We start from the raw sequence: 11,915 nt of genomic DNA, 5'->3' as shown, positions 1-11,915 counted from the left end.
GATGATACAATCTTACACCCTTATAACGAATGCGTTGCCGGGGAAATGGACGATAAAAGCAGAGACTAGGGATGAAATTAGGCGGTATTTAGAGAACATGTGTTCTCGTTATTAAAAAAGACCTTGACCCCCGCTATTGCAGGAAATCAAAGCCTTTTAAGAAACGATATTAAAATAGAAATGCGAACGAATGGATAATTATTACACTATCCCAATTTTCGATCCGTACCCTTCTGTAAACCCGCCAGATTCAACACACCTTGATCCGCCAGTGCAAGCGCCATTTTGTAAAAAGCCCGTGTGCGGATTTTCGTGTACGTATCCTTGCTTACTGGCGGGTCGAGTACATAATTGTAAACCTTGTAGTCGAACACATCGTCATCCTTTAAATAACGCTCACGGATGAGCAGCTGTTCGCGTTCATTCAAACGGCCGACTACGGCATCCACCATTTCACAATAAGCCAAGCGAGCCGCAGGAGCATCTACATTATATACGGCTGTCCGTGCCGTTGGATCGCTGGTCACATTCGTCGGGCTGTTCGGGCGATCCGTATAGCCGGCAGTGATAAAACTTTCCCGGTCCATAAAGGTAATGGTTTTATAGATCCGATATTTTTCAAATACCCCCTCCAGTGCGTTCTGCGTTTTGCGTCTGTCCAATTCGGGTAGGTTATTTTTCATGTAAAGCAACACTCCTTATCTTATGCCTTTTGACAATGATGTATTTTTTAGATCCAGAATTTTGCAAAATTCGATTCCAGTCGCTCCAAAGTGCAATATATAGACGAACTAGACCCTTTCGATCTATATATTGTTCATTGGAAGTCGCTTATTGGATTTTTGCAAAATCCTCAATCGTACAACTCTTACGTTTACAATTTGTTCCCCTTTTGTTCGTATTATGAGTATAACATAGCATTATTTAGGATAGCTATCCATCAGCAAAAAAAGCGGTATAGCTTCAAAAACAGGATATTCGCTTTATTTTCCTATGCCTTTTGGCATATTACGTGCTTTTACTATTTACCTAATGGTATAATGAAACTAATCTTTTATTCTGTTGCAGAAGGGAGCCGCCATTGTGGAACAACCAGCATTTGGAACATACTTAAAGCAGCAGCGTGAGCACAAGCAATGGAGCATTAACCAATTGGCAGAAGCCGCTGGCATCAGCAATTCACAAATTTCCCGCATTGAAAACGGGCTGCGTGGAGTACCCAAGCCCTCTACTCTCCGCAAAATAGCGGACGCGCTCGGCGTATCGTATACCGAGATGATGAAGAACGCCGGATATTGGGGAGACCATGATTCCGTAGAGCAACATTCACACGACTCCTATCGTTCCAGCGTACCGGAATGGGCTACTTCCAAGGACCGCCGGGATTTTAAAAAAATGCTGGAGGAAGACGGCGAATTGATGTTCGACGGCATTCCACTGGATAAAGAAGATCGTCAACGGATCAAGGATGTGCTGACAGGTCTGTTCTGGGAAGCCAAACAGATGAACAAGCATAAACCCAAATCGCCCCCAGCGGGCAGTGATCAGGAATAGTAGGTGAGCGCATGAACGAACTCATTCACAAACTCGTCCGAAAATACCGTACGAACTCCCCCTTCGATATTGCGGAAGCTCTGGGTATCCATATCCGTTATTGCGATCTGGGCCCCACAACCAAAGGGCTGTATTACCGCAAGCTGCGCAGAAGATTCATCGTCATCCACAACGGGCTTACACCGGAATGGGAACGATTCGTCTGTGCGCATGAATTAGGGCATGATCGGCTTCATAAAGGCGTCAGCCGCTTTTTTATGGAGGAGCATTCCTACTTTTTCCCCGGCAAATTTGAGATGCAAGCCAACCGGTTCGCTGTGCTATTGCTCAGTGAAGGACAACCACCGCTTACTGACGAAACGCAGGAGCATTATTTATCTCGGATCGGTCTGCCCAAGGAGGCTGCCCTTTTTTTTGACCCTAAAACGGAACATTAGTTCCCACATCTAATTGTCGTTTATTAATTCATCTTCAATATAGGTAATTTGGCGATGGCTTTAACAACCGATATGCAAAAAAATTTAGTGCCCTAATATAAAATAGAAGTTATTTTTACAATCTTCTGATAAAATGTGGACGTAAGTGGTTTCTCTAATTCATTCATTTTATAGGAGGTTGAAAGAACAACATGAACTCATGGAAAAAAATCTCGTCCATCTTGACGACCGCCGCGCTTCTGCTCGGATGTCTTGGCACAGCAGCAGCGGACCCGGCAGTCAGTACGGGAACAGCGGGAGCTGCAACTCCTCCGGTCAGCGGGAAACACATCACCATCCTACATACGAACGATACTCATTCCCACGTGGTGGCAAACGACAAGGAAATGGGCTTCGCCAAGCTGGCAGGCATCATTGATCAGTACCGTGCTTCCAATCCCAATACGCTGCTGCTGGATGACGGAGATACTGTTCATGGAACGACTTTCGCTACTTTGGTCAACGGTGAGAGCATTGTAAAAGTGGTTAACAAGCTGGGCTATGATGCGATGGTACCAGGCAACCATGAGTTTAATTACGGCTGGAAGCATCTTGTAGAGTTGAGTAAGGAAATTCAATTCCCGGTACTCAGCGCCAATATTAAGCAAACGGACGGAACACGTTTGTTCCAGCCTTATGTCATTAAAGAGGTCGATGGCGTTAAAATCGGCATTATCGGCCTGACCACACCCGAAACGGCATACAAAACGAATCCTAAAAATGTCGAGGGCATTCAATTCACCGATCCCGCGGCTGAAGCCAAAGCGGCTGTAGATGAAATCCGCAGTAAAGTGGACGTGGTCGTGGTCCTTGGTCATCTGGGACAAGATGCTTCCAGCAAAGACACCAGCCTTAAGGTCGTCAAGGAAGTGCCTGGCATTGATATTTTCATTGATGGACACAGCCATACCGTACTGGAAAAAGGCTTGGTCGGTGACAATGGTACACTGATCGCAAGCGCGGGTGAATATACGAAGTATCTGGGCGTTGTTGATTTATGGGTCGACGGGGGTAAGGTTACCCAAAAACAAGCCAAGCTGATTGATTCGACGCAAGCAGCCGACATTCAGCCAAATGCTGAGATTACTTCATTGATCGCTTCCATCCAGAAGGAACAGGAGCCTATTCTCAAAGAAGTTGTAGCACAAACGAGTGTGAACCTGGAAGGAGCGCGTGAAAAGGTACGTGCAGGTGAAACGAATCTCGGCGACCTGCTCACCGATGCCATGCGTGATATTTCGGGGGCAGATATGGCCCTGACCAACGGCGGCGGCATTCGGGCGTCCATCAAGACAGGAACGGTAACCAAGGGAGACATCATCACTGTGCTGCCCTTTGGCAACCAGATTGTTACCCTGAAAGTGAAAGGCTCCGACATTCAGGCAGCACTTGAAAATGGCACAGCCTCCTATCCGGAGCCAAGCGGCGGTTTTCCACAAGTATCGGGGATCTCGTTTAAAATAGATACATCGGCAGCCAAGGGAAGTCGCGTCCACTCCATTCTGATTGGCGGAAAAACGCTTGATCCTGATGCCACGTACACACTGGCAACCAATGACTTTACTGCTGTAGGCGGAGATCAGTATACAATGTTCGCCAAATATCCGCAGGCAGGTATGTTCGGATCGCTTGACGAGGCGCTGATTCGCTACATGCAAAAGGTTGGCTCCGCCAGCCTGCAAGTACAAGCAGACGGCCGCATTCAAGAAGCCAAAGCAGACGGCAAGGCTTCCGTTCCTGCCGCGCAGCCTGTACCATCTGCTCCAACCGCAACACCGGCACCCGTGCAGGAAGAACCGCAAGTGGTCTCTACCCCGTCTGCGAAACCTGCACCAGCCAAAGCTCAAACAGCGAAGCCACAGCAGACACCTGCTTCTGCACAAGCTACAAAAAGCCATGTGTATATTGTAAAGTCCGGGGATACACTGTATGACATTTCCCGCCAATACGGTATCACCTGGCAACAGCTTCAAAAGCTGAACAAGCTGAAAAATCCTCACCGCATTTATCCGGGACAAAAGCTTGACCTCCCGGCCTAATTCAATAAGCTTGCAAAAGCAGCGTCCGGAATCCCAATGGTTTCGGACGCTGCTGTATGTCAGAAGGTTGTTTTTATGCGATAGTCCAAATTCATTTGGACATCGCATATTTTTTTCAAAAGCAAGCCTTTTAGACGCTGACAAGTTGTGAACCGGGAGGTATGATGGAGAAGAGCCATTCGGGCAGAAAATATCCATCCCGTTCTATAACGGGATCAGTTACATGTGTGGAAGGAGCACAAAAATGCAATATATTATTTATGATCTTGAGTTTACCGTTAGCCGTAACGCCAGATATTCCTCCGAAATCATTGATATCGGTGCCGTCAAAGTCATGAAGGGAGACGATGGCTTGTACGTTGCGGACACGTTCCATAGCTTTGTCAGGCCCTCAAATCGGCCTGTGCTGTCTACAGATACTGTGCAGTTCACCGGTATTACTCAACGAGACATTGATGCGGCCCCGCTCTTCCCTGAAGCTGTGAAGCAATTTATCGCATGGCTCGGAACGGACTCCCCCTATTACTTATGTGCTTGGGGGCCAGATGACCGTCAGAAGCTGGTATCTCATTGCCGCACCCATCATGTGGACCTCCATTGGATTCATAATACGAATGATATACAAAAACAAATCTCCCGTCTGTCCGGCTCCAATGGCAAATACCGTCAACTAAGCCTGTCTCAGGCGCTGGAGCTGTGCAACATTGACTTTGATGGTCAACAGCACCGTGCGCTGGACGATGCACTGAATACCGCTCAGGTTTTCATGCATCATTTTGATCGTATCACATTATCCAATAACGCTTCTGACGATGAGGAAAGCCGGGGTTCGAAGCTTGTATACTCCACACCGGAAGAAGAACAGGAGCAGTACAGTCCATTTGGCAATCTCGCCAACCTGTTTAAGGACCGTTAGGAGGATAGCACCCCGGCCCGTTCCGGGGGATCTATCACCCCTTGTCATTCGTGATTCCCTGCCTTTTTATCGGAATAAAATGCCCCCCAGGTTCGCAGCATTTCCTGCATTCGCTTGCGGTATCGCAAAGGCTCCAAAATTTCCGCCTCCGCTCCATATTGAGTGAGCCAGTCCAGAAATTCACCATCATGATTAACCGTTACCTCAAACAATAGACTTCCATCCGGCAAATCCTTGAGAAAAGGCTTGATGAACAGCTCCTCTTCTTTGACCCGATATACAGATCCAGCAGAAAACCTTACCACAAAACGGATATTCTGGTCTCCCTTGGTAACCGACCAGGTTCCCTTAAAAAACATTTCCATTTCATAAGTATTCTTCTGAAACGTATACGGCAAAATCCTCATATTTCGAAAGCGGCTGATCCGAAAGGTTCTCATGGCGGCTTGCTTGTGACAAAAACCAAGCATATAAAAACGCCGATCCTGTGGAACCAGACAATAAGGATCAATCTGAACCAATGATACATCTTCATTTTGAGGCGAACTGTATTCCGCTTCAATGGTCTGCTGCGTAAGACTTGCCAAAACAATCAGCCTGAGCAGATAGGGCTGGTTTTCCCGCTCAAGTGTCGAGCCGAGCCGGACGATATTTTTCATTTCCTGCGCGAAGCTTGTCTGGTCCATCTTTTTTTTCTGACTGGAGGCCATCACTTTCTCATAAGCACTTTCAAAAGCTGGTGGTAAAAGAGGCTTTACGGTTTCCATGACATCCCCCAGCCTGGCAAAAGCCAGTGCCTCTTCTTCCGTCCAATTGAGAGGATACAAGGCGAAGTTACTAATAAATATGTATCCTTTGCCATGTCCCATATTGGCTATCGGAATATGCATAGCGCTTAGAGCCTCCATATCTCGGTAAATGGTGCGTTCTGATGTTTCACAACGTTCGGCAAGCTCTCTTGCCAATATCCCCGGATTTGCCTGAACAATAGTAATAATCCGCATTAACCGTATCAACCGATCAGTCAAGGAAGTCTCTCCTTTACAAAAAGATAGTAAATTAGACTCACTATATTACATAAATAAACTAGCATAATTGCCTACTTTAAAATATTAATTTCGGTAAAGCGAACATCCTCTACAGCTATCCCATTATTAACAAAGACTTTAGAACTATACGTTTCAAATAATCCAAAAGTCCCATTCCATTTATTGCGTACGGCAAAGAGTAATTCGGCTTCCTGCAGATATTCCATGTCTTCTGTTCTCGCCGCCCGTATAAGCAGTTCATCTGCTTGTCTGGTAAGCACAAACGCCCCTCGCTCCTGTTCCCCCTTCTCGTACATACGCAATACTTTCTTCACAATAGGAGCCGTCTCATTCAGCTTTATGTATTTTTCCACCTTCGGGTTGATTGGAATGCTCAGCAGACCGAGATGATGCGTGTAATGGATATAGAGCTGATCCGTTCGAATCAGCGTCCTTTTTTCCTGAGTTGGCTTACACCAGCTCCACTCCATCAATCCAATGATATGTCTTCCGGAAGAGTGGGCCGGTATAGAAAAGGACAAAATTGCCTGCTTATACTTCCCCCTCCGCATATCACCACAGTGAACAAGCATACACTCTCCGTCTTCCGAGCGATTGAAGCTCAGCCTGGCCCCATCCACTTTTAATAGATTTACCCCACTCTCTGGAATGAACCGGAGTTGCAGGTCACATCCAACTGTTTTCGGCATTAAAGTCCCTTTTCTTTTACGTATAGCCCCATGGCCCCATTCTATCAGCAGATTTACTTGCTCGGACCCATTCGCAGATATAGACTCTTTGTCCCATGTGTACGTTACGTTAATCATTGACTTCACCACTGGTAAATTCCCCCTAAAAGAACATGTAACTCTAAATTAACAGTGTTATCTGACACTATATTGTCAGGGAACATATGTTCGTTACCGAAAATTATACATGGTAATCTATAGGAAAGGGGGAGTACATCAATAAATAACATTTTAACCCATTGAAATTGCATGATTACGCAAAAACAGCCCGGCGTAAGCCGGGCTGCATTATAGTCTCGTTTCATATATAAAGCTAAGATATCATAGTTTCTGTCAAAGAAACATTCGCTTTTGTGAAAATATCGGGAACAGGCGCAAAAGTTATACTGTCCACCACTAGTTCCTTCGACAAAGGCTTTCCGTTTACCGTTATTTTTAACGTTTTATAGGTTTGTTCCTTTTCGTTCATCGTTCATTTCTCCTTCTATATTCTTGCTTAATATATTTATACTCATTTCTGTTCTTCATCAAATAGGGCTGGCTCTTGTACGTGCTCCCCAGAAAATTACCGGAATGTAGTTGCTTCCTTGATATACCCGTTTTGAGGTACACTTAAACTAAAATATCGACTTTTTTTGTAAATATTCCTCCCGGATTTGTCATCCTGTTATTCTAAACTTTGAACCCTAATCATTACACTATGCGTAACCATAAGATATGGGTAATTATGCTTATCATTTAACATCTTGGTGCATCAGAAGGAGGAAGATCTCTTGATACGACAAATTTCTCGCTTTGCTTTCTGCCGCCGTGTCGTCTGCGCTGCTGTAGCGCTTCTGTTTATTTTTGGCGGAAACGGAGTTCCGGGAGCACATGCCGCCTACTGGGATGATGTATACCAGGGCTTTGAGCAATTTTCCCGACTGCCTGGCGATGTATACCAGCTCAAGGAAAGCTATAAGCAAACGCAGGAAGAGCTGCAAAAGGCCCGTAGCAGCATTGAGGCTTATCAGGAGCAAAACGCTCAACTATTAGAGCAAAATCGCAAGCTGACTGACACCGTCACCGAACTGAAAAATCTTCAGGTTCAGCGCGATCAGGCTTCACACCGTAACAAGATGCTGATCCTCACAGCTGTCATTCTGCTGGCTGGTTATTTTATCGGTATCCGCCTGTTGCGTTACGGGATGCGTCGACGTTCGGGAAGATACTAGCCCCCTGAAAGGATGAAAGGTCAGAATGGACATACAAGCAGGACAACACCATGATGAAAGTGTCGGTTCTGTCGTAACGCTTGATCTGACGGAGGGCGAAAAGCTGCATGTTCTTCACCCGCAGCAAATCATCGCGTACCGCGGACCCAGCTCAGGCCGTAGTGACAAACTGATGAATATTAAAGGCATGTACCGCAAGCACAAGCTGATTCAGGCCGATTTTACAGGAGCTTGCCGCCTCATTGCCGCACTTCCTCCCGGTTTCAGTCTGAAAATGATTGAGCTGGAAGGAGGCGACGATCTGCTATACGATTTTCGCAACCTGTTCTGGTACAGCTCCGGTATCCATATGCGCACCAAGCTGCTGAGCATGAAAAACATGTTGTTCAGTCGGGATGTCATTAAAATGAAATTCGATGGCATCGGCCAGATCGGTCTATTGACTCAGGGACTGGTATGCCAGGAACAGCTTCATCCAACAGAGCCGATGTATGTCGATGCAAGCAGCGTCATTGCCTATCCCGAAAACGCCAAGCTGGAGCTGACAGTGTATGGCAACCATTTGGCCAGCCAGCATATGAATTATCATTTTAAAATGACCGGACACGGTACTGTGCTTTTTCATGCGGGTGAGCATCATCGACGGCTCCAGCAGGATATGAACGACGATGGCGTGATCAAACGCTTTTTAAGGGAAGTCATTCCATTTGGCGGAGTGTTTATCAAATAGCTCTGCCATGCTATAATGAAGGCGTCTGTCCTCTGTCAGACACCAAATGAAGAAAGTCCATGCTCCATGCATGGGAGAGGTTCGCGAACTCCCTCTATAAAAAACTAACGATGCTTTGTCCTCCGCATGAAAAATAATCGCGGGGCAAGGCCTGTTTTTTGTTGAAGTCGGTTCAAGAACTCTCCTTCTTCCATGTGACAAGACCCTGTGTCTTACACCATTCCAAGAAGATCGAGAGGTTTTTTTATGTTTGCAAACGAAAAAGCGGTCGTCGTATTTAGCGGCGGCCAAGACAGCACCACCTGTTTATTCTGGGCGAAAAAACATTTTGCCGAAGTAGAAACGGTGACGTTCGATTACGGTCAACGCCACAAGCAGGAAATCGAAGTAGCGGCCGGGATTGCCCACGAGCTGGGTGTTCCGCAATCGGTACTGGATATGAGCCTGCTCAATCAATTAGCCCCCAATGCCCTCACACGCACCGACATTGACATTACTCAGCAGGAAGGCGAGCTGCCCAGCACCTTTGTAGACGGCCGCAACCTGCTATTCCTCAGCTTCGCAGCAGTGCTCGCCAAACAAAAAGGAGCCCGTCACATGATCACAGGCGTATGCGAGACGGATTTTAGCGGCTACCCCGATTGCCGGGATTCTTTTATCAAATCGCTGAACGTTACTTTAAATCTTTCCATGGACTATCCCTTTGTCATTCATACCCCGCTCATGTGGTTGAATAAGGCCGAAACCTGGCAAATGGCCGATGAGCTGGAAGCCTTTGAATTTGTGAGAACCCGTACACTAACATGCTATAACGGCGTCATTGGCGACGGCTGTGGCGAATGCCCTGCCTGCAAACTGCGCCGCGCCGGGCTGGAACAGTATCTGGCTGTACGCGGAGCTTCGTCGCAAGGAGTTGAAGACCATGCGTGAGCCGGGCCCCTTTCGTATCGTCGACAAGCTCCAGCAGTTCGGGACGGACATTGAACGCTCCCAGCTGCGTTATCATCGCAAACGTGTACTGGTCAGCAAGCAATTTACGTTCGATGCAGCACACCATTTGCACTGCTACGAAGGCAAATGCAAAAATCTGCACGGACATACTTATATCGTCGTTTTCGGCATTAGCGGCATACCGGACGAAATCGGTCTGACCCTTGATTTTGGTGATATCAAAACGATCTGGAAGGAGCGGATTGAGCCTTATCTGGATCACCACTATCTGAATGAGACGCTGCCCCCGATGAATACAACGGCGGAAAATATGGTCGTCTGGATCTTCGAACAAATGGAGTCCGCCCTAACCTCGGAAGCATACCGCCATCGTGTGGAAGGCGGGCGCACTGAATTTGTACGGCTGTTCGAAACACCTACCAGCTACGCCGAATTCCGACGGGAGTGGATGCTGGATGAGTAATATCACGGCGACTCACCAAACAGCCGCACCTTCCCGGGGCCCAAAAACAGCCCCTATCCCTGTACTGGAGGTGTTTGGTCCTACCGTTCAGGGCGAAGGCATGGTCATTGGGCGCAAAACGATGTTTGTTCGTACCGCAGGCTGCGATTACCACTGCTCATGGTGCGATTCCGCCTTTACCTGGGACGGCAGCGCCAAGGATCAGATCCGTCGTCTCAGCGCCACAGACATTTGGCAGGAGCTTCAGGCCATCGGTGGCACACGGTTTTCACATGTGACCCTATCCGGGGGCAACCCGGCCCTGTTGCCGCAGCTTGGAGAGCTAATCACGCTGCTGCGCAGCCAAGGCATTGCCACCGCTGTCGAAACACAAGGCTCCCGCTGGCAGGAATGGCTGTATGATATCGACGAGGTAACCCTGTCACCCAAGCCGCCCAGCTCTGGTATGTCGACCCACTGGGACGTGCTGGATGACATCGTAGCCCGCCTGTCAAATCGGAAGATTACTGATTGGAAGGCGGCTGGAGAGCCCTCGTCAGCGTCCAACTTCTCTACCGCAACGTGCACGAAGGAAGCCACTAATGAATCAGTGAGATGCTACCACGGAGCATGCAGCTTGAAGGTCGTCATATTCGATGACATTGATCTCGCATATGCACGCACCGTTCACGAGCGCTATCCACATGTACCGCTGTTCCTCCAGACTGGCAACCCGGATGTGAACACGGAGAACACCGGACAGATTGCGGAATCCCTATTGCATCGTTATGAATGGCTTATTGACCGTGTTATGGACGATTCACGTCTGAACGACGTACGGGTACTCCCGCAGCTCCACGCCCTCGTATGGGGCAACAAACGCGGCGTATAGCACTGATAAGTAATATATTCCATATGAGCTGTATGTGATACAAAAGTTACACCAAATTCGTTGAAGTACACTTTCGACATCCAAAGTTATAAAAAAGAGAAAGCCTCGTCTCTAAAGACGGGCTTTCTCAAAGTGGCGCTCCTTTAATAAAAGAGCGAACACTATTCACTTCTGCCCCAACCTACATGTAAAACGAGTAGGGATTTTATGGTGTTGATGGCGGAGCGCTTTCCCCCTCCGATCACCATAACTCCCTCCCCCTTTTACCAAACTAAACTTAAGGAGCCTTATCCAATATGACCGGAAGAACACCCGAAGAAATGACCAACGTTACTCTGCTTGGCAATCAAGGCACACAATACACCTTTGCCTATGATCCCGCCATTCTTGAAAGCTTTGATAATAAGCATCCGTACCGCGATTATTTTGTAAAGTTCAATTGCCCGGAGTTCACCAGCCTGTGTCCAATTACAGGACAGCCGGATTTTGCCACCATCTACATCAGCTACATTCCCGATATCAAAATGGTCGAAAGCAAGTCCCTCAAGCTATATCTGTTCAGCTTCCGCAACCACGGCGATTTCCATGAGGACTGCGTCAACATCATTATGAATGACTTAATCAAGCTGATGGACCCGCGTTATATCGAAGTGTGGGGCAAGTTTACGCCGCGCGGTGGCATCTCCATTGATCCATACACAAACTACGGCAAACCGGGAACAAAGTATGAGCAGATAGCAGAGCACCGTATGATGAACCATGATATGTACCCGGAGACTATAGATAACCGTTAACATTTCACGAAATTTCACTACCAATGATTTGCTATTGTAAAGATACTTAAAACCCAATATCCTCATCATTAAACAACAAAGTGCACCCTTAGAATTGACATGGGAATAACCCTTCCGTTATCCGATGAAT

14 protein-coding genes and 1 riboswitch are annotated in these 11,915 nt (G+C 47.3%); of the genes, 10 read left to right on the top strand and 4 right to left on the bottom strand.

Going from position 1 to position 11,915, the window contains the following annotated elements; translation table 11 throughout:
• Nucleotides 1-206 precede the first annotated feature (206 nt).
• The gene (locus QMK20_RS05510; protein WP_283654928.1) at nucleotides 207-683 is read right to left on the bottom strand and encodes an ArpU family phage packaging/lysis transcriptional regulator; all 477 of its coding nucleotides are present in this window, start codon (nucleotides 681-683) and stop codon (nucleotides 207-209) included.
• Nucleotides 684-1,083: 400 nt separating this feature from the next.
• Between QMK20_RS05510 and QMK20_RS05505 the strand changes: the two genes are divergently transcribed.
• From QMK20_RS05505 to QMK20_RS05490, 4 genes are all read left to right on the top strand, one after another.
• Complete coding sequence (locus QMK20_RS05505; protein WP_283654927.1) at nucleotides 1,084-1,554, top strand: helix-turn-helix domain-containing protein; 471 nt, start codon at nucleotides 1,084-1,086, stop codon at nucleotides 1,552-1,554.
• Nucleotides 1,555-1,565: 11 nt separating this feature from the next.
• A complete protein-coding gene (locus QMK20_RS05500) occupies nucleotides 1,566-1,991 on the top strand; it encodes an ImmA/IrrE family metallo-endopeptidase (RefSeq protein ID WP_044645259.1) in 426 nt (141 codons plus the stop codon).
• Between the two features lie 191 nt (nucleotides 1,992-2,182).
• Nucleotides 2,183-4,069, top strand: a complete 1,887-nt coding sequence (locus QMK20_RS05495; protein ID WP_283654926.1) for a 5'-nucleotidase C-terminal domain-containing protein — start codon at nucleotides 2,183-2,185, stop codon at nucleotides 4,067-4,069.
• Nucleotides 4,070-4,313: 244 nt separating this feature from the next.
• Nucleotides 4,314-4,985 (top strand): 3'-5' exonuclease, encoded by a 672-nt coding sequence (locus tag QMK20_RS05490; RefSeq protein ID WP_283654925.1) that lies wholly within the window; start codon nucleotides 4,314-4,316, stop codon nucleotides 4,983-4,985.
• Between the two features lie 44 nt (nucleotides 4,986-5,029).
• On the opposite strand, the gene QMK20_RS05485 is transcribed toward QMK20_RS05490, so the two are convergent.
• The 3 genes from QMK20_RS05485 to QMK20_RS05475 form a co-directional block, all read right to left on the bottom strand.
• A complete protein-coding gene (locus QMK20_RS05485; RefSeq protein ID WP_283654924.1) occupies nucleotides 5,030-6,013 on the bottom strand; it encodes a helix-turn-helix transcriptional regulator in 984 nt (327 codons plus the stop codon).
• A gap of 71 nt (nucleotides 6,014-6,084) precedes the next feature.
• Nucleotides 6,085-6,852 carry a hypothetical protein gene (locus QMK20_RS05480; RefSeq protein ID WP_283654923.1) on the bottom strand — a complete coding sequence of 256 codons (768 nt, stop codon included), beginning with the start codon at nucleotides 6,850-6,852 and terminating at the stop codon, nucleotides 6,085-6,087.
• A gap of 223 nt (nucleotides 6,853-7,075) precedes the next feature.
• On the bottom strand, nucleotides 7,076-7,231 hold the full coding sequence (locus tag QMK20_RS05475; RefSeq protein ID WP_283654922.1) for a hypothetical protein: 156 nt from the start codon (nucleotides 7,229-7,231) through the stop codon (nucleotides 7,076-7,078).
• A 304-nt stretch (nucleotides 7,232-7,535) separates the two neighbouring features.
• On the opposite strand from QMK20_RS05475, the gene QMK20_RS05470 reads away from it, so the two are divergent.
• The 6 genes from QMK20_RS05470 (at nucleotide 7,536) to queF (ending at nucleotide 11,785) form a co-directional block, all read left to right on the top strand.
• On the top strand, nucleotides 7,536-7,976 hold the full coding sequence (locus tag QMK20_RS05470) for an SH3 domain-containing protein (protein ID WP_283654921.1): 441 nt from the start codon (nucleotides 7,536-7,538) through the stop codon (nucleotides 7,974-7,976).
• 25 nt (nucleotides 7,977-8,001) lie between these two features.
• Nucleotides 8,002-8,706 carry an AIM24 family protein gene (locus QMK20_RS05465; RefSeq protein ID WP_283654920.1) on the top strand — a complete coding sequence of 235 codons (705 nt, stop codon included), beginning with the start codon at nucleotides 8,002-8,004 and terminating at the stop codon, nucleotides 8,704-8,706.
• Between the two features lie 70 nt (nucleotides 8,707-8,776).
• A riboswitch (PreQ1 riboswitch) is annotated at nucleotides 8,777-8,820 on the top strand.
• A gap of 132 nt (nucleotides 8,821-8,952) precedes the next feature.
• Nucleotides 8,953-9,636: a 7-cyano-7-deazaguanine synthase QueC gene (gene queC / locus QMK20_RS05460; RefSeq protein ID WP_283656212.1), complete on the top strand. Its 684-nt coding sequence runs from the start codon at nucleotides 8,953-8,955 to the stop codon at nucleotides 9,634-9,636.
• Complete coding sequence (gene queD, locus QMK20_RS05455; RefSeq protein WP_283654919.1) at nucleotides 9,629-10,120, top strand: 6-carboxytetrahydropterin synthase QueD; 492 nt, start codon at nucleotides 9,629-9,631, stop codon at nucleotides 10,118-10,120. Before queC ends, queD begins: the two co-directional genes overlap by 8 nt.
• Complete coding sequence (gene queE, locus QMK20_RS05450) at nucleotides 10,113-10,991, top strand: 7-carboxy-7-deazaguanine synthase QueE (protein ID WP_283654918.1); 879 nt, start codon at nucleotides 10,113-10,115, stop codon at nucleotides 10,989-10,991. The genes queD and queE overlap by 8 nt, the downstream gene beginning before the upstream one ends.
• Nucleotides 10,992-11,287: 296 nt before the next feature.
• On the top strand, nucleotides 11,288-11,785 hold the full coding sequence (gene queF, locus QMK20_RS05445; protein WP_283654917.1) for a preQ(1) synthase: 498 nt from the start codon (nucleotides 11,288-11,290) through the stop codon (nucleotides 11,783-11,785).
• Nucleotides 11,786-11,915: the final 130 nt, after the last annotated feature.

The sequence above is a fragment of the Paenibacillus sp. RC334 genome (assembly GCF_030034735.1).
GTDB classification, from domain to species: Bacteria; Bacillota; Bacilli; order Paenibacillales; family Paenibacillaceae; genus Paenibacillus; species Paenibacillus terrae_A.
This window is presented reverse-complemented; position numbering and strand designations above follow the sequence as displayed.

Bases quoted from the DNA above. Each gene is read 5' to 3' on its own strand.
- QMK20_RS05510 (WP_283654928.1), bottom strand. From the start codon at position 683: ATGAAAAATAACCTACCCGAATTGGACAGACGCAAAACGCAGAACGCA.
- QMK20_RS05500 (WP_044645259.1), top strand. From the start codon at position 1,566: ATGAACGAACTCATTCACAAACTCGTCCGAAAATACCGTACGAACTCC.
- QMK20_RS05495 (WP_283654926.1), top strand. From the start codon at position 2,183: ATGAACTCATGGAAAAAAATCTCGTCCATCTTGACGACCGCCGCGCTT.
- QMK20_RS05490 (WP_283654925.1), top strand. From the start codon at position 4,314: ATGCAATATATTATTTATGATCTTGAGTTTACCGTTAGCCGTAACGCC.
- QMK20_RS05475 (WP_283654922.1), bottom strand. From the start codon at position 7,231: ATGAACGAAAAGGAACAAACCTATAAAACGTTAAAAATAACGGTAAAC.
- QMK20_RS05465 (WP_283654920.1), top strand. From the start codon at position 8,002: ATGGACATACAAGCAGGACAACACCATGATGAAAGTGTCGGTTCTGTC.
- queC (WP_283656212.1), top strand. From the start codon at position 8,953: ATGTTTGCAAACGAAAAAGCGGTCGTCGTATTTAGCGGCGGCCAAGAC.
- queD (WP_283654919.1), top strand. From the start codon at position 9,629: ATGCGTGAGCCGGGCCCCTTTCGTATCGTCGACAAGCTCCAGCAGTTC.
- queE (WP_283654918.1), top strand. From the start codon at position 10,113: ATGAGTAATATCACGGCGACTCACCAAACAGCCGCACCTTCCCGGGGC.
- queF (WP_283654917.1), top strand. From the start codon at position 11,288: ATGACCGGAAGAACACCCGAAGAAATGACCAACGTTACTCTGCTTGGC.